23 protein-coding genes are annotated in these 24,371 nt (G+C 61.7%); 13 read left to right on the top strand and 10 right to left on the bottom strand.

The features are described 5' to 3' along the window. Positions 1–2: 2 nt before the first annotated feature. The 8 genes from ABDB84_RS05090 to ABDB84_RS05055 form a co-directional block, all read right to left on the bottom strand. A complete protein-coding gene (locus tag ABDB84_RS05090) occupies positions 3–275 on the bottom strand; it encodes an ASCH domain-containing protein (RefSeq protein ID WP_345918610.1) in 273 nt (90 codons plus the stop codon). Then, positions 272–1,045 carry a Lar family restriction alleviation protein gene (locus ABDB84_RS05085; RefSeq protein WP_345918609.1) on the bottom strand — a complete coding sequence of 258 codons (774 nt, stop codon included), beginning with the start codon at positions 1,043–1,045 and terminating at the stop codon, positions 272–274. Before ABDB84_RS05085 ends, ABDB84_RS05090 begins: the two co-directional genes overlap by 4 nt. Before the next feature lie 204 nt (positions 1,046–1,249). Then, the gene (locus ABDB84_RS05080) at positions 1,250–2,266 is read right to left on the bottom strand and encodes a hypothetical protein (protein WP_345918608.1); all 1,017 of its coding nucleotides are present in this window, start codon (positions 2,264–2,266) and stop codon (positions 1,250–1,252) included. After that, positions 2,263–2,403, bottom strand: coding sequence for a hypothetical protein (locus ABDB84_RS05075; RefSeq protein ID WP_345918607.1), 141 nt, complete (start codon positions 2,401–2,403; stop codon positions 2,263–2,265). The genes ABDB84_RS05080 and ABDB84_RS05075 overlap by 4 nt, the downstream gene beginning before the upstream one ends. Next, the gene (locus tag ABDB84_RS05070) at positions 2,400–2,618 is read right to left on the bottom strand and encodes a hypothetical protein (protein WP_345918606.1); all 219 of its coding nucleotides are present in this window, start codon (positions 2,616–2,618) and stop codon (positions 2,400–2,402) included. The genes ABDB84_RS05075 and ABDB84_RS05070 overlap by 4 nt, the downstream gene beginning before the upstream one ends. Beyond that, positions 2,615–3,637 carry a phage Gp37/Gp68 family protein gene (locus ABDB84_RS05065; protein ID WP_345918605.1) on the bottom strand — a complete coding sequence of 341 codons (1,023 nt, stop codon included), beginning with the start codon at positions 3,635–3,637 and terminating at the stop codon, positions 2,615–2,617. Before ABDB84_RS05065 ends, ABDB84_RS05070 begins: the two co-directional genes overlap by 4 nt. Further along, complete coding sequence (locus ABDB84_RS05060) at positions 3,630–4,010, bottom strand: beta barrel domain-containing protein (protein WP_345918604.1); 381 nt, start codon at positions 4,008–4,010, stop codon at positions 3,630–3,632. Before ABDB84_RS05060 ends, ABDB84_RS05065 begins: the two co-directional genes overlap by 8 nt. Further along, entirely contained in the window at positions 4,000–4,671 is a 672-nt protein-coding gene (locus ABDB84_RS05055) for a hypothetical protein (RefSeq protein WP_345918603.1), read from the bottom strand. Before ABDB84_RS05055 ends, ABDB84_RS05060 begins: the two co-directional genes overlap by 11 nt. Positions 4,672–4,804: 133 nt before the next feature. Between ABDB84_RS05055 and ABDB84_RS05050 the strand changes: the two genes are divergently transcribed. The 7 genes from ABDB84_RS05050 to ABDB84_RS05020 all read left to right on the top strand — a co-directional run bounded on the left by ABDB84_RS05050 (position 4,805) and on the right by ABDB84_RS05020 (position 13,757). After that, positions 4,805–5,107, top strand: a complete 303-nt coding sequence (locus ABDB84_RS05050; protein WP_345918602.1) for a hypothetical protein — start codon at positions 4,805–4,807, stop codon at positions 5,105–5,107. Continuing rightward, positions 5,104–6,585 carry a hypothetical protein gene (locus ABDB84_RS05045; protein ID WP_345918601.1) on the top strand — a complete coding sequence of 494 codons (1,482 nt, stop codon included), beginning with the start codon at positions 5,104–5,106 and terminating at the stop codon, positions 6,583–6,585. Before ABDB84_RS05050 ends, ABDB84_RS05045 begins: the two co-directional genes overlap by 4 nt. Before the next feature lies 1 nt (position 6,586). Beyond that, positions 6,587–7,210, top strand: a complete 624-nt coding sequence (locus ABDB84_RS05040; protein ID WP_345918600.1) for a hypothetical protein — start codon at positions 6,587–6,589, stop codon at positions 7,208–7,210. Positions 7,211–7,222: 12 nt separating this feature from the next. After that, positions 7,223–8,377, top strand: coding sequence for a hypothetical protein (locus ABDB84_RS05035; protein WP_345918599.1), 1,155 nt, complete (start codon positions 7,223–7,225; stop codon positions 8,375–8,377). Between the two features lie 9 nt (positions 8,378–8,386). Beyond that, complete coding sequence (locus tag ABDB84_RS05030; protein ID WP_345918598.1) at positions 8,387–9,085, top strand: hypothetical protein; 699 nt, start codon at positions 8,387–8,389, stop codon at positions 9,083–9,085. Then, positions 9,078–10,478 (top strand): radical SAM/SPASM domain-containing protein, encoded by a 1,401-nt coding sequence (locus tag ABDB84_RS05025; RefSeq protein WP_345918597.1) that lies wholly within the window; start codon positions 9,078–9,080, stop codon positions 10,476–10,478. The genes ABDB84_RS05030 and ABDB84_RS05025 overlap by 8 nt, the downstream gene beginning before the upstream one ends. Positions 10,479–10,895: 417 nt before the next feature. After that, positions 10,896–13,757: a putative bifunctional diguanylate cyclase/phosphodiesterase gene (locus ABDB84_RS05020; RefSeq protein WP_345918596.1), complete on the top strand. Its 2,862-nt coding sequence runs from the start codon at positions 10,896–10,898 to the stop codon at positions 13,755–13,757. 16 nt (positions 13,758–13,773) lie between these two features. On the opposite strand, the gene ppk1 is transcribed toward ABDB84_RS05020, so the two are convergent. Further along, complete coding sequence (ppk1, locus tag ABDB84_RS05015; protein ID WP_345918595.1) at positions 13,774–15,879, bottom strand: polyphosphate kinase 1; 2,106 nt, start codon at positions 15,877–15,879, stop codon at positions 13,774–13,776. 205 nt (positions 15,880–16,084) lie between these two features. Here ppk1 and ppx point away from each other — a divergent pair, with 205 nt between their 5' ends. From ppx to ABDB84_RS04985, 6 genes are read left to right on the top strand one after another with little or no spacing between them, the layout of a single operon-like run. After that, on the top strand, positions 16,085–17,596 hold the full coding sequence (gene ppx, locus ABDB84_RS05010) for an exopolyphosphatase (protein WP_345918594.1): 1,512 nt from the start codon (positions 16,085–16,087) through the stop codon (positions 17,594–17,596). Continuing rightward, positions 17,596–18,711 (top strand): MlaE family ABC transporter permease, encoded by a 1,116-nt coding sequence (locus ABDB84_RS05005; RefSeq protein ID WP_345918593.1) that lies wholly within the window; start codon positions 17,596–17,598, stop codon positions 18,709–18,711. Before ppx ends, ABDB84_RS05005 begins: the two co-directional genes overlap by 1 nt. Next, entirely contained in the window at positions 18,708–19,487 is a 780-nt protein-coding gene (locus tag ABDB84_RS05000) for an ABC transporter ATP-binding protein (protein WP_345918592.1), read from the top strand. The genes ABDB84_RS05005 and ABDB84_RS05000 overlap by 4 nt, the downstream gene beginning before the upstream one ends. Before the next feature lie 10 nt (positions 19,488–19,497). Further along, positions 19,498–20,439 carry an MlaD family protein gene (locus ABDB84_RS04995; RefSeq protein WP_345918591.1) on the top strand — a complete coding sequence of 314 codons (942 nt, stop codon included), beginning with the start codon at positions 19,498–19,500 and terminating at the stop codon, positions 20,437–20,439. After that, the gene (locus ABDB84_RS04990; RefSeq protein ID WP_345918590.1) at positions 20,436–21,005 is read left to right on the top strand and encodes an ABC-type transport auxiliary lipoprotein family protein; all 570 of its coding nucleotides are present in this window, start codon (positions 20,436–20,438) and stop codon (positions 21,003–21,005) included. Before ABDB84_RS04995 ends, ABDB84_RS04990 begins: the two co-directional genes overlap by 4 nt. Beyond that, the gene (locus ABDB84_RS04985) at positions 20,990–21,760 is read left to right on the top strand and encodes a TatD family hydrolase (protein ID WP_345918589.1); all 771 of its coding nucleotides are present in this window, start codon (positions 20,990–20,992) and stop codon (positions 21,758–21,760) included. The genes ABDB84_RS04990 and ABDB84_RS04985 overlap by 16 nt, the downstream gene beginning before the upstream one ends. 23 nt (positions 21,761–21,783) lie before the next feature. Here the strand turns inward: ABDB84_RS04985 and ABDB84_RS04980 are convergent, their stop codons facing one another. Further along, positions 21,784–24,366 (bottom strand): [protein-PII] uridylyltransferase, encoded by a 2,583-nt coding sequence (locus ABDB84_RS04980; RefSeq protein WP_345918588.1) that lies wholly within the window; start codon positions 24,364–24,366, stop codon positions 21,784–21,786. Positions 24,367–24,371 lie beyond the last annotated feature (5 nt).

The following is a 24,371-nucleotide window of genomic DNA, read 5'->3' as shown; positions in this document are numbered from 1 at the left end:
GCTCAATTCACCTTGATTGCGAACACGCGCACCGGGTCAGGCCCGAAGTGCGGGTGCGTGATGGTTTTGATTTCGTAGCCGCGCCAAGGTCGCTCGATGCGGTTTTCGGTGTCGTCTTTTTTCGGATATCCATTGGCAATCTCGATGCGGTCATACGCCCTGCCTTCGAGGCGCTTGCACCAGTGGTCGGTCATCAGCCGGTATTCCTCTGGCTTGGTACCCGCCTTGATCTGCTGGAAATATTCGGTCTTGAGGTTGAGATACAGGGTGCTCATGCTGCTTGATCGATGCCGTCTTGAATGAGGCGCAGCGTCTCGTCGTCGCAAAGGTCTGCATCCTGCTCTTTTGCCCAGGCGACCAGCTGCGCGATCTTCTGGATCGTGTCTTGGTGGATCACCCCGAAGCCGGCGCTCTTCAAAATAGATTTTGCGGCTATGGTCGGTAGATTCGGGCTCGCCTCCAGTTCGGTCGCGATGAGCTCAATGGCGCGAGCGCGCTGCAGCAGTTGTTCGGCGGCGTGGCGCAGCCCGAAGCTGTTCAACAACACGTCGCGTCCTGATTTGTTCCCGCGTGTCGGCATCAACAGCCCGCCGCTTTGGGCCGCCGGCGTAGCGATATGCATGTTCTTTTCTGCAATGCATCCGACAAATGCTGTAATTGCCGCCCTGGAAATCTCTGCAACGCGCTCGGGGTCATCTGCAACGCTATAAAAGTCGCTTTCACTCATCGTTCCGACGCCCCAGGCGCTCCACACCCTGCCGCAGTCGAGGGCGCCGCCCAGTGCTGCAGCGGTGGCTGCGCAGACGGCATCGGGAAGCTCATCAGGCACTGCTGGAGAGGTGCGCCTGTTCCACATCGCAGAAACCTGCTCCGGAGTGATCGAAGGAACGTCGGATACGCACACGGATACCTCGGCAGAGCATTCTGTGCAGTACGCTGAAATGGCGCGCCCAATTTCGCCCGTGATGAAGTTACGAAAGTTCTGGTGGGTGTCGAGCTCGGCGGCGGCACCGCAGTGCGGGCACGGTTCAAGAATGATGCTCACGTCCGTTCATCCTGGAGTTTGGGGTTCGTATCGGCGCTGTCAGGTGCGGAGGTGTGGCCTTCCTCGCCGCACTCAGTGCACGTCAGGACGGAATTCAAGCAGGCGCTGCATGGTGGCAAGATATGGCAGCTGCAATTTTTAGGGGTTTGGAATTGCAGAGTCCCCTCGCACCCAGGCTGAGTGCAGCGGTCGCCTTCTTCTTGATCAAACATGACGCCCCCCTTGTGTCTGCTGCGTAGCGCAATCCGGGCACGGCTCTCCGCCTTCGCCGGGGTCGTAGAAGCTCGGCCCGCCAATCATGCCGTGACCGTTGCAGGTAGCGCACGGCTCCGGGTTAGCTTGGCGCTCGCGCTGGGCAGGCGTCAGGCCGCAGCCTTCGCAGGCGTCCAGATCGTCAAAGATGCTGCGCGAGCCGTCCGCATTGCGGAGCGTGCCCTGTCCGTCGTAGTGGACGCCGCCGAACCGTTCTGAAATCTCGCGGGAGAGCTGCGGGTGCGTGTTGGAACATGCCGTGCCATAGGCACGCATTGCAGCGACTGCATGGGGGTCGTGATCAAGATCCAGCACGAAATACTGGCATCCGCAGTGCTTCCCTCCCGGCGCATCTGACCCATCGGCGCGCCGCACGATGAACTTGTGAAAAATGCCTTGCAGTTCAGATGGCTTGCTCGGGTCTCGCTCAGGGAATTGCTTGCCGTCTGCCGCGCCGTCTGTGCTGTCATGTAGGCTCCGAATGCGATCACTGAGCGCCTGCAGAACGTCATCCGGATTTTCGGCGCGGAAGCGCATCAGCAGATCGCCTGATTTCTGCATAGGCGGGTACAGCAGCGCGTGAATGCCTGAAAGCAGATGCAGCGCCCGGTCTTTTTGCGCTCGTTCAATGTCGCGCTCGGCGCGCGCCCTATCGACTTCGCGAGTCAGCGACTCGACATCATCCAGTAACGCGGGGATGGCTTCGCGCGCGGCATGGCATAGGCGAGCGGTCGATTCAATTTCGGTATCGATAAGCTCGCGCCGGGCGTTAGGGTGGTCAGCCCAGTGAACTACTCCGAGCTTGTCTGCCCAGTTATTCAGGATGGCAATTTCATGAAACTGGATAATTTCATATCCGTCTTTATCCAGAACGTAGGGCGGCCAGTTGGCTGACAGAGACCAAGGCCCTTTCGCTGCGGCCTCAATCATCGCGCTCCAGGCTGCGCGCTGTTTCTGTGATGTCTTCATTGCAGGACTCCCAGAATTTCCAGCACGTCTAGTCCGACCAGCAGGGCGTCGACCGGGTGCGTCGCCTCGATAGCCATGTCAATGCCGCATCCGGTTACGCGGTAAAGCTTGCCTGGGGTAATCGGCGTTGATTTCATGCGCAGCCTTTCTTTGTGGAATGAGCGCGCTTGATCTTGCGGCGCGCGTGAGGTTGAGTGATCGTGCGAATGGCTACACCAATCGGAACGCCGTCTGCGCACATCCGAGTGGCCATCTCTTGCGTCGTCTGGAGCTGTAGCGCGGCTTCGACCGCGAAGTAGGTGTCCAGATCGTTGCGTCTGCACAGCAAAGGCTGAGGGATGTCGCTGATCATTGGCTTGCTCCCGTAGGGAACTCGTTGTGCTTGCGGCCGTCCAGCAGGCGGCCGGCTGCTTTGGCGCCTGCGCGACCCACGACCCAGCCGTCCGGCGTCGTCGTTTTGTCTCTGACGGGCACGCTTGGAACCTGTCCAAGCATCGGAATCCACTCTCCCCACTGCTTGTACAAAAATGGCACACCAGCTGCGGCGCATTGGTCGCGCAATGAGCGCGCCCAGTCGGGAGAGATTGGCCGGGCCTGCGGGCCGCTCTCGCCACCGCAGATCACCCAGTCCACGTGCCCTGGATAGGGCGCGCCATCGTCGTCTTCAACAAGCCCGCCGTAGCTCATATTCAAATCCACAGCTTCCAGCATCGGCTCGATGCTCAAGAAGTGAATTGAGGCCGGCACGGACAGCAGCTTAGTAATGTCGCGGTCAACTTCGGTCTGTTTGCATACCGATGCACCCAGCCATACATGCGCCGGGGAGGTGCCGGAAAGCCATAAATCAATGAAGTCAAACAGCGCGTCGGATTCTGGATCTTCCGCGCCCAACTTGTCGGAAACATAGTTTTTGGCGGCAACAAGCCTGCTTCTCCAGTTACCGATGCGCTTTGTCAGCAGCAGCCAGTCAAGGTTCGGCGTGCGACGGATCAGGTCAAGCTGGTCGACGAACCACTCAATTGGAATTTCGTTGTCCAGCCAGTCTCCAAGGCTGTAGCCGAATACACGGCGGCGAGCCTGTTTCAGCGTCAAGTCACCGCATGACTTGCACGGGCCGAGCCAGTCGGCTTCTCCTCGCCACCCGCACGCCTCGCATTCGCAGAACGGCTTCTTGTTCCATCGAATCGGCTTCTTCCAGTTGTCCGTGCTCGTGCGGTGACGCGACTTTCCTGCACCCCATTGCACCTTGAGCGCCGTGGATGCGCGCTCTTTCTCGGCATAGCAGTTATCACATGCTGGGCTGACCTTCGTACAGCCAATGACGCCGTTGAACGTGCTATCGCACCAGTTGATGTTTGATTTGTCAGCCATTTTTTCTTTGCTTCAATTCAATGCCTAGCAGGATCGCGGCGTCTCTGATGTTCTGCTCTGTCACCGTCTCTGCGGGTGATGAGCTCTGGCGCGAAAGCTGCAGCCTTAAATCCATAAAGGCATCCTCGCGCGCAAGCTTTGCTTCATAGGCTTCTTTATCGAGATAAGCCCGCCCGGCGCTGTATTTATTCGCCGTGTCTTCGAGCAGTGTGGTCAGGTCAATCCGGCATTCTTTCCAGTCGCGTTTGATGGTTGCCCACTTGCGCCCAATGCAGATGACGGTCGCAAAACCCGGAGCCCCAAAAACTCGACTTCCAGGAACGAACCAGATCTGTTGCCCGCGCCAGAGGTTGTGCGGGTTGTTATTGGCCATCGTCTGCTCGGGTTTCTGTTTGCGTGGCGCCGATATGGGTATGCACGCTTACCGTTCCAGGCTTTTGTGCAAACCATTGGTGGTCGGCGTGTTTCAACACAAAATCCATGACCAAATTGCCGAGCGCTTTGCGGTCTTTTTCAGACATGGCAAAGGTATTCTCTTCCGCAAAGAAATCTTCGCCGGCCCACAGGTCCAGCTGCTCGATGATTTGATCTGCGATTGATATGCGCCGAGGTTCTGAGTCACTGGCAACAAGAGCCGGGCATGCTTCGGCGACTTCGTAAGTCAATTTTGTGCCGTGGTTTTTTGAATCCGAGTTGATGCGATTCTTGGCGCGCTCGTGCGCTTCATCAATGGAGAGGCAGATGCCGAAATGGTCTTCGTGAGGCAGGAAGTAGCAGAACTTCTTGGGCTCCTCGTTCAATCGCTTCAGCGTATGCGTGACATGCGATCTGATCGTCGATCCGCCCGGGATGGGGGCGCCAGAAACGACCTTGAAATCAATCCACACCGCTCCTGACTTGTGGTGCGTTGACTTTCTTTTCACGCAGACAGTGCGGCCCAGGTAGAGCAGCAAATCTCCATTCTTTACCTGGCTCGGATATACGTCACTCGTCAAAAGTGCTGCATGCGCTGATCCGAGTTGCGATTCGTGCATTCCTGGCTCCGCTGTCCTGTGTAATGTTCGAAACAATACTGCTAAGTAATGCACAAGGCAATACACTGAGGTAAATATTTTTCGGTCGGAAAAAGGCGGCCTGCTGCGCTAGGCGAGCAACTAGCATTGGAGAATGGCTATCACTGGCGGCGATATCAATGGCATGGTGCGGCACTGGCTGAAAACGCCGGTGGGCGGCTATTTGGGTAGCGATTACGGTCAAGATCTGAAGGCGTTACTGCAACGGCCACTTGCGCAAGTGGATGCCGTTGATGCTCAGGACGTGCTGAACAAGCTGCGTGCTGATGTGGCGGTTCTGGATGCTCTGCCGGCTGGCTCGGTCAATCTGTACAGCCTGTCCAGCCCGCCTGATCGCACCGACTTGGTTATCGAGATTGCCGGGCAGGCCATTGATGCAGGGACGATTGAGGGATGAAAACCAAAGACGACTTCCTGGGCTCGATTGAAGATCTGATCGACAATTACCCGACGATTGCTGCGCTTTACTACGCGGAAGATCCGCGAATCAAACAGCACTTGTCCGCAATTGCGGCAATGCTGGCGATGTACTCGGCGCAAGTCGAGTCGGCACAGCTAGAGCCGTTTGAGAAGGTGCGCGACGCGACTGTGCTGGCTGACGCTGCGATGCGCGGGATTGTGCGAAAGTCGACGGCCGTGGTCGTGCAGCTGGGCGTCGTGAACAAAGGCCCGAGCGCGTTCACGTTGGAGGCTGGCCGGATCATCATTGATTCGTCCGGGCGCGAGTACATCGTGGAGGCCTCAGTGACCGCGCCTGCGGGCGGCTCGGCGAGCGCGCGAGCGAGGCAAGAGCGTCTTGTTTCTGTGTCGCATACGGTTTCAGGATCTGCGCCGTTCTACGCTATTGAAATCAGCCCGAGCGACGAACAGGAATCGCTGTGCAGCATTTCGGTGTCTGATGATGATGGCGAGTACGAGTATCGCTACCGCTATGTGAACACGGCGGTCGCCGAACGCGTTTATCACGTCGAGGCCGATGATCGTCAACGCGTCTACGTGCGCTTCGGCGCAGAGCGCCTGGTCGGCACCCAGCCCCCGGATGGAGCTGTTATCACGCTGCAGATCGGCTACTCGTTCGGCAACGTCTCCCCGACTCATGCGAGTCCGTTTTCGTTTGCTGATGTGGCCAGCGCTGCGGATGCCTCAATTGAGATGACCATGGATCAGGTCATCACCTCCGGCAGCGATCCGCTCTCAATGTCTGTGCTGCGCGATTTGGCGCGGTACCCGTCCGTCTATGATGACAATGCGGTCTATATGGGTGAATTCGACTTCACCGTACGCCGAGCATTTGCGGGCAGTCTGCAGTTCCTTTCCGTCTGGAACGAAGCGGCCGAGGAAACCGCACGCGGCCCGAATGTTGATAATGTCAATGCGATTTTTGTGGCGGCGCTGTCGAACACGGGTGGGGAGTCGGTCTTGTCTGGCGCGGCGGCGCCGGTGTTGATCGACAATGCCGCGCTGACGGAAACGCAGCAGGCAATCAAAGCGCATATTAAGCGAGCGGACGATTCGTATCGCGTTCACTTCGTGACTCCGGTCAGGTCTGAAATTGGCATGACGGTTACGGCTACAGTGCCTACGTCGTTCATTGCGTCTACTGTGCGCGCACAGATTGTTGATGCGCTGCTCGAAAAATACGGACCATCGTCCAGGGCGGCTCAGCGGGGATACAACCGGCCGCGCTATCGTGAGGTGTACGCGCTGCTTCAATCGAAAGTTCCTGCTCTCTCAAGTGGCAATGCCGATTGGAAATTGTCGATTGATGAATCGCAGGATGTGTCGGTGAGGCCCGAGCTTTGGCGCTACCTGTCCGAGACCAGCTTGACTGTAACCGTCACGTCAGAGGCGGGCGTTACCCCTGGCTGGAGCTGACATGGATTTTTCAAACGCACAGCTACCAGCGATGACCCCCTTGGCGGGGAGCTTCGAGGCCGATGATGTCGAGGCAGAGCTCAAGCAGCTTACTCGCGATCTGTTCGCGGCCTATTTGGCGTCCGACACGTTCGATGTTTCTGTGGCCGGCGTGGCGCATCTTGGCTCTGATGATCTGGTCGGCCGAGCTATTACGGCAGACGGCTTGGCGTTCCCGATGGATGGTGCCACGGCAGGCTACGCATCTCGATATCTCTACAAGGCCTGGAGGGGGCAGAACGGGCAAGGGCGCGGCCTGCACTTCTTGCGCACCTACATCCAGATGCTTTTCCCGAACTCTGGTGCGGTCTACCAGTTGTGGCAAAAAAAAGGCGTCGCATACCCGACCGACCTCAGTTACGTCGAGTCTGATGATCGCTGGCTGACCAGTCGCCTGGATATCTACATCGATGCTACTGACTCTGGCATCGAGACAGTCAAGAAAGTTACTCGCGCCCTACAAGCAGTGCTGCCGGCGCGCTTTGTTCCGACAATTCGTGCCGTGACCCTCAGTGGTGCTCAGCAGTATTTTGGCGCGACGCTTTCGGTCTCGCGCATTGTCCGCTTCAACGGTGAAATCTTGTGAGTGAACCGAACCATGAACACCATTCAAATTAAACGCACTGCAGCCGGCATTCTTGCGCAGTGGAACGCGAAAAACACCGGCGTCGATCTTGAGCTGACGCACCTCCAGTTCGGGAAAGCTCTGCGGGATATGAACGGTCTTGAAGTGGCTCTTTCTGAGCCGATGGACGCTGCTGCTATTCTGACTGGCAGCAAAGCGTCGCCTGAGCAGCTACGAATGCTGGCTCAGCTGGTTCCTTCGGCATCCTATCCATGCTCTGAAATCGGTGTTTGGGCCGGAGCTCCCGGCCTGGCTGGCAGCGTCCTGTACGGCTATGCATCAATCGACAGTGGATCGTTCACTCAGATCTACGAAGGCGAGCCCATGGCGATGGAGTTCGACATGGCGATTTCAGACAATTCTGGCATCACGATTTTTGTCGACGCCAGCGTTGCAGCTTTTCAGTCGATGCTCGATGCCCTTATTTCGACTGCCAATCCATTCTCTCAGTACGTCCTGGTCGAGTCTCTGGCTACTGCGGAACAGGCGCGGGCCGGCACCGAAAACGCAGCCTGGATGTCGCCTCTGCGCACCGCTCAGGCGATTGAGGCCCTGGTTCCGTACGCCACCGAAAATATTCCCGGGCGTGCTCGATTTGCAACCGACGCAGAGACCATTGCCGGGTCTGCGCGCAATCTTGTAACCCATCCCGCCGGTGTTGTGGCGGCGATGCACGCGATTGTTGATGCAGCGATCAATGCCCTGGTCAATTCATCGCCTGCGGCGCTGAATCAGCTGAATGAATTGGCCGCCGCAGTCGGCAATGATCCGAGTTTCGCTACAAGCGTTGCGAATGCGTTGGCGGAAAAGCTCACGCAGGCGCAGGCGGATGGCCGATATGTCCGCTCGGTAAACGGCGTAGGCATTGATGGTGCTGGGAATGTCGGATTGACCATGCACACAATCGAAGCGGTGGATGCAATTGATGTGGATGTTGCTACCCAGGAACCTATCGCTGACACGACAGTGCATCCATCTGGGGGGCTCTGGGCATGGAATCGTAGCTTGAAAGACGTGCTGAGTTACGACGGCTCCAACAAGGCGCTGCGCTTGGTTCGCTACTGGTATGGGGTTGAGGGCACGCCAACCGGCTGCGTCGACTCTAGCGTCTGCAACTGCTCAAGCTAAGGTGCTCACATGCAAACAATTATCATCAATGCAGTCGAAGTAGGCGCCCCTGTACTGAAAAAAACCGAGTCCGGCTACATGCTCGGCGGATGGAGTATCGGGATGCCTACCCCGTTCGAGGAAAACGAAATTGTTTTCTACTTCAGAGCGGTGTCCGGCCGGATCATGTCGATTAATGCTGGAAACCTGTTCTGCGAGCGAGACGGCGTATCAATGCTGGCTCTTCGCGGCGGAAACGCTGCTGATTCCCCCGTCGCTGCCATGTGGAGCGGAGCGGCGGGTGAAGAGCCGACCATGATCATTGTTGATAAGTGCTGCCCGGCTGGCGACTTCGAGTATTCCTTGCTGCCGCCTGAGTTGTCAGGGGGCAGCCTGATTTCGGTCGTGGAAAGCATTTCGCCAGCGGCCTCACGGCGCGTGCGCAACATGAATGCGAAGGTCCGGCTGCTGCATCAGATTGTCCCGCAGGACGCAGTAGCGGCACTGGAAAAGCAGGTCGACATGATGATGCAGCTAATCGCCCCGCTGCTGGATCTGATACCGGAAGAGAAGCGCCCGGAGTGGTCTGGCGACTTCCTTGCGGCGGTAGAGAAGCATTCGGCTGCTGGCGTCCGTGCGCCGGCCGAACTGATTGAGGACATTTCCGCACAGAAGGCGGTCATCCGGGCTGCGCAGGGCGCCTATTTCGCGGAGCGCGCCAGTGTTTGATCTGCATCTGCTGGGGGAAGATGAGTCAGTCCGTGTCGCGCGCTACGATCCGCACGCAAGCACGCTGGTATGGTCTGATACCGGGGCGCCTGTGGATCTGGAGCCGGTCGGCATGGGTTACAGTGCGAACCGCAGCCAGATCGAGCTGGCGAGCATGCTTCATCCAACGCGGCCAGGTCGAAAAGCGGCGAAGGTCCGCAACCTGGGCATCCAGCTCGGGCTGAAGTGCAATCAGGCATGCAGCTACTGCATCCAGGGCGAAACCGATCACACCATTGACGGCCATCCCGACGATGTGCCGGTCCTGCTCGCGAAGATCGAAAACAATCTGGATCTGGGCGACGGCGAGGGGGTGACAATCACGTTCAGGGGCGGGGAGCCATTTCTGTACGCCAAGACATTGATTCCTCTGGCGACTGAGATTCGCAAGCGTTACCCGCGTGCCGACCTGTCCACGATCAGCAACGCGAGCCTCTTCACGCCCGAGCTTGTCGACTGGATTGAAGCCGTGGACTTGGCGGTGACGATCAGCCATGACGGGCCAGGCACGCTGGCTGCGCGCGGAGCCGACCCTCTGGAGGATCCGACATTGCGTGCAGTGCTGCGTGACGCATTCATCCGGCGAGGCCGGCGCATGTCGGTCAATGTTGTTCTGTCTGCCGAAAACAACTCGATTGCCGATGTCCGCGACTACCTGCGCGCCAAGCTTGATCTGCCGGAGGGGGCGCCGCTCCTGGTCAGCACTGAGGGTTTTGCGACCACGTTCAGCACGGCCTACGCCGGTGCGGCCGATCTGAGCCGGGCAGCGCAACGGCAATGGTCTGAAAACGTGAATCGGCTGTTCTTTGACATGGCGACCGGGCGCAGCATGGATCTTGCGCACGCTCGCGAGCGCATCGGCGGCTTCTTCGAGACACTGGCGAAGGCGATCCCTTCGGTTGTAATGCAGCAGGGGTGCAATCAGGACCGAGACGACCATCTTGTCGTCGATACCAAAGGTCATGTCATCACCTGTCACAACGTCAGCGCGCGGGATGCCGGGCACCATCTGGGGGATCTGGACAATCTACCGGGCGTCGTTGTCGATACCGTCACGCACTGGATTCACAAGCACAACTGCCTGACATGCCCAGTTCTGCGCTTCTGCAAAGGGGGCTGCCACATCGTCAAGCGCGAGGACCAAGCAGGGTTCTGCGATGATCGATTTCAAGCGTTCATGCCCTACCTGGCGGCAGCGCTCTTCTACTTGACCGGGCGAATCCTGACGGAGATTCGTGGACTTCAGATCCGGCGCGAGGGTATCACCTCGTTGACGGTGATCAAGCCGGACACCATGACCAAGGGGCCTGCTCAGCGACGAAAGGTTATACCGATTCGTCATGTTTCTGGCTGAAAATTCAGGCGTAAGTTTTGGCGTAATATTCCATCATTGATGTCGGCAAACCCAATGCCCACGGGCTCCTAACGCTGATGCATCATGGGCGTGTGACTGGCGATTTCCTGCTCGCTGAAGGCGGGGGACACGGACACGGGATGATCTCGATCAAGAATGCTGAGCGCCCGATTGTATCAATCGCGCTTCCCGCGTGCGCTGCAGCATCACATCTGTGTTCACTGTGGGTACACTGCGCCCAGATTGCAGCGCCCGCTCACGTAAATTGGCGTGATCTGCAGTCGACGCAGCTCAACTTTGCTGCGTCCCCGGTCGATAACACTGTGTGCTACCCGAATCATCCACTTGCCCTCATTCATGAAACGTTTGCTGCATGCTCTGGACTGCTGGCTCGCTGAGGGTGCTTTCGAGCTCCGCATGTGGCGTCTCATGCTGCTGGGTTCTGCGCTGGTCATGCTGGTCTCTGGCGTGCTGGTGGTTGCGGCGGTTCTCGTGTGGAACGGGCGGGCGCTGGAGCGGCAATTCCAGGTTGCGCAAAGCGCCTTGGGCGAGATCCTCAATCAGCGTGCTGCCGAGACTTTGCGCCTGGCCGCTGAGCTGGCGGCAGATCAGAGCCTGTCCTTGCGCCTTGATTCGATCGATCAGGCTTACGAACACGCGCCGGAAGGGCAAACCGAATTCCAGGCCGATCAGCACGCCATCGTTCTGCAGCTGGCCCGACTGGGGCCGCAGTTACGTGCGCTGCTCGTCGCCTATGATCGCGATGGCGAGGCGCTGGCCTATTTCGATGGTCGCGACGCACGTTTCGTCATGGGGCGTTTCACGTCCAGCTTGTTCGGCGGTGATAACCGCGCCAGCTCGGCTTTTGCCACCAGTGGTGCCGCCGGGGCGGTACGACCGGTGCCGCGTAGCGAGCTGAGCTTGCCGACCCAAAGTGAATTCCCGGACTGGCGTTATGTCGATGGCCAGCTCACCCAGGCGGCTGTCGCGCCGGTATTTGCGCGGCCCGACGGCATACGTCGCCAGGTTGGCTATGTCGCCGTGTTTGTCGCCGATGTGGTTACCCAGCTCGATCAGGCTGCCCGCACGGCGGGTTTGAGTACGCGCTGGATGCTGCCGCCGGGCGTTGCGCCGGATGCGCCGGATGGGCTCAACGCGGCCGCGCGGCAGTTGCCGGCGGCGACTGTGCCGCCGCTCGGCGCGCTTGCCAGCGGTGCCGTGGCGGCCCGCTTCGAGACTGCGCAGTTCATGGCGCGGGTGTTCAGCTTGCGGCCACAAGCCGGTGCCGATGGGGTTCGCCTGATCCTGTTACTCGACAAATCCGGCATGCGTATCCGCGTGGCAATGGCCTTCATTGCCGCGATGTTGGTGCCCTTGCTGGCCAGCTTGCTGGTGATGCCGGTGCTCAAGCGCGTGTTGCGTCGTCATGTTGCCGGTCCGCTGCTTGATCTCTCGGCTTACGCCAAGCAATTGCTCGCCGCGCCCGAAGATCAAGTGCCCGCTGAAGTGCAGGCGCATGCTGACGAGTTGTTGCAATTGCGCGTGGTGCTCGATGGCCTGGTTGCCGAGCTGGCCATGCGCGAGCATGGCACCGAACTGTGGGCCTCGGTATTCTGCTGCCGTCGCGAGGCGATCTTTGTCAGTGATCTGGGCGGGCTGGTCGAATACATCAATCCGGCATTCAGCGAGATTTCCGGACTCAAACCCGATGACATCCTTGGCCGGCCGGCCAGCTTCCTCAAGGCTGGTCTGCATGACGAGGTGTTCTATCAGAAGATGTGGCAGGCGCTCGATCAGGATGGCCACTGGTCCGGCGAGGTCTGGGATCAGAAGGCTGATGGCTCGACCTACCCGCAGTGGCTGTGGTTGAGCGCGGTGACTGACCGCCAGGGCAAGGTGACGCATTACGCGGGCATCTTCAACGATCTCTCCGAGCGCAAGGAGCAGGAAGAGCGCATCCAGTACCTGGCGCATCACGATACGCTGACCGGTTTGCCCAATCGCAGCCTGATGATCGAGCGTCTGCGCGTGGCGCTGTTGCATGCCGAGCGCGAGGGGCATCAGATGGCGGTGCTGTTCATCGACCTTGATCGTTTCAAGCTGATCAACGACAGCCTCGGCCATTCGGTCGGTGACGGCTTGCTGCAGACCGTGGCGGAGCGACTCAAGCGCGCGGTGCGGGCGTCCGATACGGTGTCGCGTCTCGGTGGTGACGAGTTCATCGTCACCCTCTACAAGATCCGCTCGACAGACGAAGCGCGCGGCATGGCCGAGAACATCCTCGGCGTGCTGGCGCCGACTGCGCGGGTCGAAGGCAATGAACTGGCGATCACGCCCTCGATCGGCGTGGCGATCTACCCGGATCATGGCCTCGATGCCGATGAGCTGATCCGCAATGCCGACGTGGCGATGTATCACGCCAAGGGCCAGGGGCGGAACAACTACCAGCTGTTCAGTAGCAGCATGAGCGAGCTGGCCGAGGAGAGCCTGTCACTGGAGCATGCGTTGCGCAGTGCGCTCGATCATGACGAATTTGAGCTGTTCTACCAGCCGCAGATCGAGATCGCCACGCGCAAGCTGGTTGGCGTCGAGGCGCTGCTGCGCTGGAACAGCCGCGAGTTCGGTGAGGTGGCGCCAGACCGTTTCATCCGCATCGCTGAAGAGTCAGGCCTGATCCTGCAGATGGGCGACTGGGTGCTGCGCGAGGCCTGCCGCCAGCGGGCCGAGTGGAATCTTGCCGGCATCCAGGACTTCCCGGTTGCCGTCAATGTGTCGGCACTGCAGTTCCGCCAGCCGGAGTTTGTGCGCCGGGTCGAGGAGAGTTTGCGGCTTTATGGCGTGCCGGCCGCCCAGCTGGAGCTGGAGCTGACCGAGAGCATCGTCATGCAGGAGTCTTCGCTGACCGCTAATGCGCTGGAAAAACTGCGTCAGATGGGCGTGGTGATGTCCATCGACGACTTCGGTACGGGCTACTCCAGCCTCGGTTACCTCAAGCACCTGCCGGTCAAGAAGCTGAAAGTCGATGCGGCCTTCGTGCGCGATATGGAAAGCGACCGCGCCGACCGTGCCATCGTTGAGGCGATTGTCTCGCTGGGCCGCGCGCTCGACCTGACCCTCGTCGCCGAAGGCGTCGAGCAGCGCAGCACGCTGACCTCGCTGGGCAAGTTGGGCTGCCATGTGGCCCAGGGCTACTACTACTGCCGCCCCTTGCCGGTCGGGGAATTCCTCAGCTGGTATCGTGAATTCGCCGGCGAGGCGCAGCGCCTGTCGGTGGCCTGAGCCCGCCGGCGGCGCTTCAGTTGCCGACCACTTCCTGCATCAGCCATTCCTGTGCCGAGCGGCGCAAGCCGCGATAGCTGCGCTTGCGGTATTGCCCGGTCTCGCCATCCATTTCCCAAGCCTGGCAGTTGTCGGCGAGATAGGGCTTGAGCCCTTCGCGCAGCACGCGGCGTTTGACCTTCGGATCGAGGATGGGGAAGGCCACCTCGATGCGGCGGAAGAAGTTGCGCTCCATCCAGTCGGCGCTCGACAGGTAGAGCTTTTCCTCGCCATCGGCGTGGAAGTAGAAAATGCGTGAATGCTCCAGAAAGCGGCCGACCACCGAGCGCACCTTGATGTTCTCCGACAGCCCCGCCACACCGGGACGCAGGGCGCAGGGGCCGCGCACGATGAGCTCGATCTCGACGCCAGCTTGCGAGGCCTCGTACAGCGCAGCGATGGTCTCCGACTCCATCAGTGCATTGACCTTGGCGATGATGCGGGCGCGCCGCCCCGCGCGTGCAATCTGTGCCTCGGCATCGATGGCGGCGACCAGGTTCGATTGCAGTGCGAAGGGCGCCTGCCACAGGTGGCGCAGCGTTTGTGCGTGGCCCAGGCCGGTGAGCTGCTTGAAGACTTCGTGCACATCGGCGCCGATTTCCTCGTTGGCGGTCAGCAGACCGAAGTCGGTATAGAAACGCGTGGTGCGCGGGTGGTAGTTGCCGGTGCCCAGGTGCACGTAGCGGCGCAGGCGGGGGTGGCCCTTGTCATCTTCCTCGCGGCGCAGGATCAGCAGCATCTTGGCATGCGTCTTGTAGCCGAACACGCCATACACCACATGCGCGCCGGCCTCTTCGAGGCGCGCTGCCCAGTTGATATTGGCTTCTTCATCGAAGCGCGCCATCAGCTCGACCACTACATTCACTTCCTTGCCCTTGCGCGCGGCGCGAAGCAGCTGTTCCATCAGCACCGAATCGTTGCCGGTGCGATAGACCGTCATGCGGATGGCCAGCACCTGCGGGTCGTCCGCGGCGGCGCTGAGCAGGTCGATGACAGGTTTGAAGCTCTGGAACGGGTGATGCAGCAGGATGTCCTGCTGGCGGATCGCATCGAACAGATCGCTGCGCTTGTCCAGGCCCTTGGGCAGGGTCGGCTGGAAGGGCGCGTATTTGAGGTCCGGACGCTCAACCCAGTCGGGCACCTGCATCAGGCGCACCAGGTTGACGATGCCCGGCACGCGGTAGAGCTCCAGCCGGTCCAGACCGAACTGGTGCTGCAGGAATTCGCTCATCTGCTGCGAGCAGTTGTCGGCCACTTCGAGCCGCACCGCATCGCCATAGTTGCGCTGCTGCAGTTCGCCTTGCAGGGCTTTGCGCAGATCCTTGATTTCTTCTTCGTCGACGAACAGATCGCTGTTGCGCGTGACGCGGAACTGGTAGCAGCCGAGCACCGTCATGCCGGCAAACAGCTCGCTGACATGCGCATGCACCACCGAGGAGAAGAACACGAAGCCGTTGTCGACGCCGGTCAGTTCCTTGGGCAGGCGAATGACACGCGGCAGCGAGCGCGGCGCTTGCACGATGGCGGCATTGCAGTTGCGGCCGAAGGCGTCGCGACCTTCGAGCTCGACGGCGAAGTTCAGGCTCTTGTTGAGCACGCGCGGGAAGGGGTGAGCCGGGTCGAGCCCGACCGGCGTCAGCACCGGCATCACCTCGTTCATGAAATGCTCATGGATCCAGGCGCGCTGCGCGTCGGTCCATTGCGAGCGGCGCAGGAAGACGATGCCTTCGGCCGCCATGGCGGGGAGGATGATGTCATTGAGCAGGGCGTACTGCTCGGCGACGATCTGGTGCACCTCGCTGCACACCTGCTGGTAGAGCGCCAGCGGACGCTGGCCGTTGGCGAGCAGGGTGCCGGTGCGCATCTGTTCCATCAGGCCGGCGACGCGGATTTCGAAGAACTCGTCCAGATTGCTGGAGACGATGCACAGGAACTTGAGCCGTTCGAGCAGGGGCACGCTTTCATCGGCCGCTTGCGCCAGCACGCGGCGCTGAAAGGCCAGCAGTGACAGCTCGCGATTGATCAGGCTCTCGGCGGGGACTTCACGGCGGACGGGGCTGCGGAAAGTATCAGAGTGGGGCATGAGCAGGTCTTCGGACGTTGAACGGGGCCTGGTTCTAGGCGCTGGGGCAATTGTGTGACATTTACATGACCGTTTCGTGACGAGGCAGTTCCCGTTTGCGCTGGGTCGTAGCCGATTCATACTCTTATCGGTAACACGAGGGAGCGCTTGAACTCACGTTACAATTGCGGCCTGCGTATCTGCATTGCCTCTTCTTTGCTAATTCATGACTCAAGAACTCGTCTGCGCGGTTGACCTCGGCTCCAACAGTTTCCGCCTCATCGTTGGCCGTGTGGTGGGGGACCAGATCTACCCGCTCGACAATCTCAAGGAATCGGTGCGCCTGGCCGCCGGCCTGGGGCCCGATAAGATGCTCGACCTGGCCGCGCAGACCCGCGCGCTCACCGCACTGCGCCGCTTCAACGAGCGCCTGCGTGGTTTCGCGCCGGAGGCCGTGCGTGCAGTGGCGACCAATGCGCTGCGCGTGGCCAAGAATGCGGCGGAATTCCTGGTGCAGGCCGAGGAAGCGCTGGGCTTCCCGATCGAAGTCATCGCCGGCCGCGAGGAGGCCCGCCTGATCTACGTCGGCGTGGCGCACACCTTGCCCGATCCGGACCTGCAGCAGCTGGTCGTCGACATCGGCGGCGGTTCGACCGAATTCATCATCGGCCGCAGCTTCGACCCCTTGCATCTGGAATCGCTCTACATGGGCTGCGTCAGTTACAGCCTGCGCTTCTTCCCTGATGGTCTGGTCGACCGCAGCAATCTGCGTGAGGCCGAGCTGGCCGCGCGCCAGCAACTGCAGGCGATTGCCGGCGCCTACCGCAATACCGGCTGGGATCAGGCGGTTGGCTCCAGCGGTTCGGCCAAGGCGATCTGCGATGTGCTCGAACTCAATGGTCTGTCGCCCAGCGGCATCACGCGTGACGGTCTGGAGCGCCTGCGCAGCATGATGCTCAAGGCCGGCAGCGTCGAGCGCCTCGATCTCGACGGCCTCAAATCCGACCGCATCCCGGTGTTTGCCGGTGGCGTGGCGATTCTCTCGGCGGTGTTCAAGGAATTCGAGCTGGAGCACATGGTGTTCTCGGACGGCGCGTTGCGCCTGGGCGTGCTCTACGATCTGCTTGGTCGCTACCATCGTCACGATCTGCGCGACGCCACGGTGGAAGCCTTCATCAAGCGCTACCAGGTCGACCGCAAGCAGCTGCGCCGCGTCGCTGACACCGCGCTGCAATTGCTGGCGCAATTGCATCCGGATTGTGCCGATGGTGAAAACGTCGACCGTCGTTTCCTCGAATGGGCGGCGATGCTGCACGAGATCGGCCTGTCGGTCGCCCACGCCAGTTATCACAAACACACCGCTTACATCCTCGCCAATGCCGACATGCCCGGTTTCTCGCGTATGGATCAGGCGCGGCTGGCCCTGCTGGCGCTGGCCCATCGCGGCAAGCTGGAGCGTGCGCAAAGTATCGACCCGGACAGCCTCGACTGGGATCTGATCCTCTGCCTGCGTCTGGCGGTGCTGCTGCATCGCGCGCGTGATGAACACCAGCAGGGCGCGGTGCGCCTGGATCGCGACAAGCGCGGCGGCCTGCTGATCATGGCTGCGGCCGAATGGTTGCGCAGCATGCCGCTGACGGCTGCCGCGCTGCAGGAAGAAGAGCAGCAGTGGGCACGTCTGGGGCGCAGTGTGCGCCTCAAGCTGGTCCGCCAGTCCAGCGCCACCGAGGTGGGCTGATGCCGCGCCGCGCCGCCTCCGCTCCCAGCCTGGCGCGCCGGGAGGCGTGCTGGGTGCCACAGGGGGACTGGAGTCTGCGCGCCTTGCGGCCGCATCTGGGCAGCATTCGTCATGCCCTGGCCGGCGTGAAGAGCAGTGATGCCTGGGACCTGGCGGAAGTGCAGCGCCTGGACTCATTCGGCGCCTTGTTGCTGTGGCGCGCCTGGGGCGAGACCTATCCGGACGCGCTGGAGCTGCCCGCGGGTTTGCGTGATGCCTTCGAACGCATCGCCCGGCGTCCGGCCTTCGTGCCGCGTGCGCCGGCTACCGGTTTGCGGGCGGGTCTCAAGGAGCTGAGCAAGCCCTTTTTGGGCGCCTGGGCCCATGTGCGTGACATGGTCGAGCTGATCGGCCATGTCAGCCTGGAGTTCTGGCGCTTGCCTGCCCATCCGCGCGAAATTCCCTTGCTGGAGATTTCCGCCGCGTTTTACAAGATGGGCGTACAGGCTTTGCCGATCTCGGCCCTGCTGGGTTTTCTGATCGGCATCGTGCTCAGTTATCTGTCGGCGCTGCAGCTGCAGAATTTTGGCGCTGAAAACTTTCTCATCAACATCCTCGGCTTTGGTGTGATCCGCGAGCTTGGCCCGGTGCTGGTGTCGGTGCTGGTGGCGGGGCGTTCGGGTTCGGCAATCACTGCGCAGCTGGGCGTGATGCGCGTCACTGAAGAGATCGATGCGCTGGCGGCGATGGGCGTATCGCGCTACCAGCGCCTGATCCTGCCCAAGGTGATGGCCTTGACCCTGGCAATGCCCCTGCTGGTGGCCTGGACCTCGAGCATGGCGCTGATCGGCGGGGCGGTGGCGGCCAAGATGCAGCTCAATATCGACCTGGTCAGCTTCATGGAGCGCCTGCCCTCGGTGGTGCCGGTCGGCAATATCGCCATCGGTCTGGGCAAGGGCGCGGTGTTCGGCTGGGCGATCTCGATGATCGGTTGTCACTACGGCTTGCGCGTCAAACCCAATACCGAGAGCCTGTCGGCCAATACCACGGCGGCCGTGGTGAGCAGCATCACTTTCGTGATTCTGCTCGATGCCATGTTTGCGGTGCTGACGCGCGGCGTCGGGGTGCCGCGATGAGTCTGCCGCTGGTCAATCCGGTCGAGCTGACGGGTGTCAAGACGCGCTTTGGCCGCCAGATCGTGCACGATGGGATTGATCTGTGCGTGCCGCCGGGCGACTTGCTGGCCATCATCGGCGGCTCGGGCGAGGGCAAGACCACCTTGCTGCGCCATATCGCCGGTCTGTCAGCGCCGAATGCCGGCACGGTGCGCTTGTTTGGTGAAACCTACAACGAAGGCAGTTACCGTGAGCGGCGCCTGCGGCGGCAGCGCTTCGGCATGCTGTTCCAGCATGGTGCGCTGTTCTCCGCGTTCAACGTCTACGACAACATCGCTTTTCCGTTGCGCGAGCTGGGCGGCCTGCATGAAGACGAGATTCGTGACATTGTCATGAGTCGTCTGGCGCTGGTTGAACTCGAAGCGCAGCAGGCTTGGCTGATGCCGGCCGAGCTCTCCGGCGGCATGGTCAAGCGCGCCGCCCTGGCACGTGCCCTGGCGCTGGAGCCGGAGCTGCTGCTGCTCGACGAACCGACGGCGGGGCTCGACCCCGAGCGCAGTGCGGGCTTCGTGCGCCTGGTGCGCAGCTTGCATGATTCGCTGGGCCTGACGGTGATCTTCGTGACCCATGATGTCGACAGCTTGCAAGCGCTGGCAAGCCGCGTTGCGGTGCTGGCAGATCGCCGTATACTGGCCATCGACTCGACCGAGGAAATCATGTGCATGGATCACCCCTTTGTAGAAACCTTTTTCCGCTCGCTGACGGCGCGCGAACAATTCGTGACGCCATGGCGCTAGGAACTGACTGATGGAAAATCGTGCCCATGCGCTGGCGGTCGGTTTCTTTGCGGTACTGCTTGTCGGCGGCATTCTGTCTGTGCTGTGGTGGTTTGGTGGCGGCGGCGAAGAGTTCCGCATTTATCAGCTGGAAACGCGTAATGGTGTGACCGGCCTGACCAATCAGGCGGCGGTGCGTTTCCGTGGTGTGCGCGTGGGGCGCGTGATGGCCATCGATCTGGATGACGAGGACCCCTACAAGGTGGTGGTCGAGGTACGTGTGCGCAGCGATGTGCCGATCACCCACAGCACCTACGCGACGCTGGGCTATCAGGGCCTGACCGGCAATGCCTTCATCGCGCTCGACGACACCGGCACCGACAAGCGCCCGCTGCTGCCCAAGGGCGAGGAGCCGATCCGCATCGCCCTGCGGCCGGGGCTGATGGAGCAGGTCAGCGATACCGGCCGCAAGATCGCCGGGCGGGTGGACGACGCCTCGCAGAAATTCGCGCAACTGGCCAGTGCCGAGAACGTCGAGCGCATCAACCAGGTCTTGCAGAATCTGGCCGCCAGCACCACGCATCTGGAAAAGACCCTGGCGCAAACCCCGGCCTTGATCAGTGATCTGCGCCGTTTTGCTTCGCCCGAGGCCGCAGAGCAGATGCGCCGTGCGATGAGCGACATGGCGGCGGTCAGCAAGCAGCTGCCACCGACCATCGACAACTGGAACCGTGCGGTCGGCAAGATCGACGCTGCCGGCGGCCGCATCGACCGCCTGGGGGCGGATCTGCAAGCAGGTTTGCTGGGCGAGACCCTGCCGCGCGTCAATGCGCTCACCGAACAATTGCAGGGCAGCTCGGCCCAGCTCAATGTCTTGCTGGATGATTTGCAGCGTGCGCCGCAGAGCTTGCTGCTGGGCCGCGAAGCGGCGCGTCCGGGGCCGGGCGAAGTGGCGCCGAAGGATTCGAAATGAACAGACTTCTCCTCCTGCTCAGCCTGTGCGTGCTGGGCGCCTGCGCCTTGCCCGGCGCTGCGCCGTCGGTCACCCAGCACGATCTGGGCGGCCCCTTTCCGGCAGATCTGAAAAGCGCAGTGCCGCTGCGCGCCATCCATGTTCAGGCGCAGCCGACGGTGGCGGGCGTGGCCATGCTTTATCGTGAAGCCGCACAGCCGACGCGCCGTGCCAGCTATGCCTACAACCGCTGGGCGGCGACGCCGGCGAGCATGGTCGAAGCCGCGCTGGTGCGCAAATTCGGTCTCGAAGGCACGGCGCGTTGCCGCCTGCAATTGAGCCTGGCCGAATTCATCATCGATATCGACGCGGCTGGCAAGGCGCGCGCACTGCTCTCCGCAGATGCCAGCCTGTATCGCGACAACACGCTCCTGCAGGCGCAGCGCAGTTTCGACATCAGTGTGCCGCTTGCCGAGACCAGTCCCGGCAACGGTGCGCTGGCACTGCGCAGCGCGGTGGAGCGTCTGGCCGGCGATAGTGCGGCATGGATGGCCGGCGATGCCGGGCGTGGATGTCGACCGGGCTGATCGACTCGCACCTGCATCTGGATGCCGCTGAATTCGCGGCGGATCGCGATGCGGTCGTGCAGCGCGCTTACGCAGCAGGCGTTACGCGCTTCGTGCTGCCGGCGGTCGCCGCCAGCAATTTCAGCGTGGTGCGCGAGATGGCCGCCAGCTTGCCGGGCAGCGTCTTTGCGCTGGGCATTCATCCGCTGTATGTCGATGCCGCGCAGCCGGAAGATCTGCAGCACTTGCAGCAGGCGCTGGCCGCAGGTGGGGCCTGCGCGGTCGGCGAGATTGGTCTCGATGGTTTCGTCGCGGGGGCCGATGTGCCGCGGCAGGAATGGTTTTTTGACGCGCAGCTCAAGCTGGCGCGGCAATTCGAGCTGCCGGTGATCCTGCATGTGCGCCGCGCGCAAGACCGCATTCTCAAATACCTGCGCCGTCAGCGTCCGCGTGGCGGCATCGCCCACGCTTTCAACGGCAGCCGCCAGCAGGCGCAGGCCTTCATCGATCTGGGTTTCAAGCTGGGTTTTGGTGGGGCGATGACTTACAGCGGTTCGCTGCGCATCCGCGAACTGGCGGCCAGCTTGCCGCTCGATGCCCTGGTTCTGGAAACCGATGCGCCGGATATTCCGCCGGCCTGGTTGCCGCGTGGCCGCAACGAGCCCGCTGAACTGCGCCGCTTCGCCAGCGTGCTCGCCGAGTTGCGCGGCATCGATGAGCAGGAGCTGATCGAGGCGACCCGGCGCAACACCCTGGCGGCGCTGAATATGGCCTGAGGCGGCCTCGGCCTGCGCTTGATTCAGACGCGCAGGCGCTCCATCAGCTCGGATTCGAGCTGCACCGTCTTGCCGCTGTTCTCCAGCGCGCTGCAGGCGACCAGGAAGGTGTCTTCGACGCGCTCGCCGAGGGTCACGATTTTTGCTGTATGCACTTCGACGCCATGCTCGGCCAGGGTGCGCGCAATCGTGTACAGCAGGCCGGGGCGGTCAGCGGCGACAATCGACAGGATGAAGCGCTGGCCGCGCTCGTCCGGCTGCAGGCTGACCGAGGGCGTCAGCGGGAAGTGCTTGAGCTGGCGCGACACGCGTCCGGGCGTCGGCGCATCAATCGGCGCCTGATGACGCAGGCGCTCGGTGAGCTCGTGTTCGATGAGGCCGATGACGTCGCGATAATCGGTGTCCTGCCCCGGATCGAGCACGACGAAGCTGTCCAGCGCGTAGCCCTTGGTGGTGGTGTGGATCTTGGCGTCGAGAATGCTGTAGCCGAGGCGGCTGAAGAAGGCGCACAGGCGTACGAACAGATCTTTCTGGTCGCGCGTGTAGACCATCACCTGCAGACCTTTTTCGACCGGGCTCGGGCGCGCCTTGACGATCGGCTCTTCGCCGTGCGGACGGTGATAGAGCATGCGCGTGTGCCAGGCGACTTCCTCGATGTCGTGGCGCAGGAAGTAGACCGTGTCGAGGTCGGCCCACAGCGCTTTCTCGACTTCCGGCATCAGGCCGTAGAAGCGCAGCCGTTCGCGAATCTGTTGCTGGCGCTCGTCGAGGCCCAGTGCCTGTTGCGGGGTGTCGCCGCGCAGCAGCTGGCGCGAGGCCATGAAAAGGTCTTCGAGCAGCTTGCCTTTCCAGCCGTTCCACACCTTCGGGCTGGTGCCGCGGATGTCGGCATGGGTCAGCAGGTAGAGCGCCACCAGACGCCGCTCGGTGCGCGCCAGCGCCGCAAAGTTGCGGATCACGTCGGGATCGGTGAGATCCTGCTTCTGCGCCACTTGCGACATGGTCAGGTGCTGCTCGACCAGCCACACCACGAGGGCGACATCTTCCTTGCCCAGGCCGTGTTCGCGGCAGAAGCGCTGCGCGTCGGCCATGCCCAGCTTGGAGTGGTCGCCGCCACGGCCCTTGGCGATGTCGTGGAACAGCGCCGCCAGATAGAGCACCCAGGGGCGCTCGAATTCGGCCATCAGACGGGTCAGCAGCGGGTATTCGTGGGCGTGTTCTTCAAGCGCGAAGCGGCGCACATTACGCACCACTTGCAGGATGTGCTGATCGACGGTGTAGACGTGGAACAGGTCGTGCTGCATCTGGCCGACGATGCGGCCAAAGGCGGGAATGTAGCTGCCCAGGGTCTCGAACTGGTTCATCCGCCGCAGGGCGTGCGTCTGGCCACGCTTGTGCTGGATGATGGCGACGAAGTTGCGGTGATTCTCGGGGGCCTTGCGGAACTTGGCATCGATCAGCTTGCGGCCGCGCCACAGCGCGCGCAGCGTGCGGGCGCTCATGTCCTTGAGCTCGGAGTGCTCCTGCATCAGCAGATAGGCTTGCAGGATCGCACCGGGATTCCGTTCGAAGACTTTCTCATCGACGATGTCGAGCAGCTCGCCGCTGGCCTGGAAGTTCTCGTCGATCGGCCGCGTGCCCGTCAGCGCCAGCGGCGCGTAGCGCGTGCCGATATTCTGCAGGATCAGCAGATTGAGCTGGGTGATCTTCTTGGCGACGCGGTAGTAGCGCTGCATCATCACTTCGGAGGCGCGCTTGGCCTTGCTCGCTTCGAGCTTGAAGGCGCGCGCCAGCGCTTCCTGCAGGTCAAAGATCAGGCGGTCTTCGCGGCGCTTGGCGAGGTGGTGCAGGCGGATCCGCACATGCTGCATGAAGCGTTCGGCGCTGCGCAGCTCGCGCGCGCCCTCGGCGGTGATCAGATCGTGCTTGACCAGGTTCGACCAGCGCGTGCCCAGGCCAGCCGACAGGCTCAGCCAGATGATCACCTGCAGGTCGCGCAGCCCACCCGGGCTCTCCTTGCAATTGGGCTCCAGCGCGTAGGGCGTCTGGTTGAAGCGGTTGTAGCGCTGTTCCTGCTCGGCGCACTTGGCGTGGTAGAAGGACTCGGGATTGAATTCGATGTAGAGCTGGCGCAGGAACTCGCGGTAGAGCGGCAGGCTGCCGGTGATGCTGCGCGATTCGAGCAGTGTGGTCTGGATGGTCACATCCTGCGCCGCTTCACTCATGCACTCGGCGACGCTGCGCACGCTGTGGCCGATGTCCAGGCCCAGATCCCAGAGGAAGCCAATGTAGCGCTCGATCTTGCTGCGTAGTGCCGCATCGGGCTCGTCGTCGGGCAGCAGGATCAGGATGTCGACGTCGGAGCAAGGGTAGAGCTCGCCGCGACCATAGCCGCCGACCGCCACCAGGGTCAGCGTGTCGGGCAGGGCGCAGCGCTGCCACAGCTCGGCCAGCACGCCATCGACCAGCTTGGCGCGGCCGCGCAGCAGCTGACCGGGCTGGGCATTGTGTTCGTAGGCTTCGCGCAGCCGTTGGCCGCCTTCGCTCAGGGTCTTGCGCAGCGCCTCGATCTGGCTGCGCGTGGGCATTACTTCGGGCGCGTTCATGGTGT

Source organism: Uliginosibacterium sediminicola (assembly GCF_039631295.1).
Classification (GTDB): domain Bacteria; phylum Pseudomonadota; class Gammaproteobacteria; order Burkholderiales; family Rhodocyclaceae; genus Viridibacterium; species Viridibacterium sediminicola.
The sequence above is the reverse complement of the archived record's forward strand: the minus strand, read 5'-3'. Positions and strand labels throughout refer to the sequence as shown.

Excerpts from the sequence above, each read along its gene's own strand:
- ABDB84_RS05065 (WP_345918605.1), bottom strand. The coding sequence starts at position 3,637 with ATGGCTGACAAATCAAACATCAACTGGTGCGATAGCACGTTCAACGGC.
- ABDB84_RS05045 (WP_345918601.1), top strand. The coding sequence starts at position 5,104 with ATGAAAACCAAAGACGACTTCCTGGGCTCGATTGAAGATCTGATCGAC.
- ABDB84_RS04985 (WP_345918589.1), top strand. The coding sequence starts at position 20,990 with ATGTCGACCGGGCTGATCGACTCGCACCTGCATCTGGATGCCGCTGAA.
- ABDB84_RS05050 (WP_345918602.1), top strand. The coding sequence starts at position 4,805 with ATGGCTATCACTGGCGGCGATATCAATGGCATGGTGCGGCACTGGCTG.
- ABDB84_RS05090 (WP_345918610.1), bottom strand. The coding sequence starts at position 275 with ATGAGCACCCTGTATCTCAACCTCAAGACCGAATATTTCCAGCAGATC.
- ABDB84_RS05060 (WP_345918604.1), bottom strand. The coding sequence starts at position 4,010 with ATGGCCAATAACAACCCGCACAACCTCTGGCGCGGGCAACAGATCTGG.
- ABDB84_RS05035 (WP_345918599.1), top strand. The coding sequence starts at position 7,223 with ATGAACACCATTCAAATTAAACGCACTGCAGCCGGCATTCTTGCGCAG.
- ABDB84_RS04980 (WP_345918588.1), bottom strand. The coding sequence starts at position 24,366 with ATGAACGCGCCCGAAGTAATGCCCACGCGCAGCCAGATCGAGGCGCTG.
- ppx (WP_345918594.1), top strand. The coding sequence starts at position 16,085 with ATGACTCAAGAACTCGTCTGCGCGGTTGACCTCGGCTCCAACAGTTTC.
- ppk1 (WP_345918595.1), bottom strand. The coding sequence starts at position 15,879 with ATGCCCCACTCTGATACTTTCCGCAGCCCCGTCCGCCGTGAAGTCCCC.
- ABDB84_RS05030 (WP_345918598.1), top strand. The coding sequence starts at position 8,387 with ATGCAAACAATTATCATCAATGCAGTCGAAGTAGGCGCCCCTGTACTG.
- ABDB84_RS05000 (WP_345918592.1), top strand. The coding sequence starts at position 18,708 with ATGAGTCTGCCGCTGGTCAATCCGGTCGAGCTGACGGGTGTCAAGACG.
- ABDB84_RS05075 (WP_345918607.1), bottom strand. The coding sequence starts at position 2,403 with ATGAAATCAACGCCGATTACCCCAGGCAAGCTTTACCGCGTAACCGGA.
- ABDB84_RS05070 (WP_345918606.1), bottom strand. The coding sequence starts at position 2,618 with ATGATCAGCGACATCCCTCAGCCTTTGCTGTGCAGACGCAACGATCTG.
- ABDB84_RS05055 (WP_345918603.1), bottom strand. The coding sequence starts at position 4,671 with ATGCACGAATCGCAACTCGGATCAGCGCATGCAGCACTTTTGACGAGT.
- ABDB84_RS05040 (WP_345918600.1), top strand. The coding sequence starts at position 6,587 with ATGGATTTTTCAAACGCACAGCTACCAGCGATGACCCCCTTGGCGGGG.
- ABDB84_RS05005 (WP_345918593.1), top strand. The coding sequence starts at position 17,596 with ATGCCGCGCCGCGCCGCCTCCGCTCCCAGCCTGGCGCGCCGGGAGGCG.
- ABDB84_RS05020 (WP_345918596.1), top strand. The coding sequence starts at position 10,896 with ATGTGGCGTCTCATGCTGCTGGGTTCTGCGCTGGTCATGCTGGTCTCT.
- ABDB84_RS04990 (WP_345918590.1), top strand. The coding sequence starts at position 20,436 with ATGAACAGACTTCTCCTCCTGCTCAGCCTGTGCGTGCTGGGCGCCTGC.
- ABDB84_RS05080 (WP_345918608.1), bottom strand. The coding sequence starts at position 2,266 with ATGAAGACATCACAGAAACAGCGCGCAGCCTGGAGCGCGATGATTGAG.
- ABDB84_RS04995 (WP_345918591.1), top strand. The coding sequence starts at position 19,498 with ATGGAAAATCGTGCCCATGCGCTGGCGGTCGGTTTCTTTGCGGTACTG.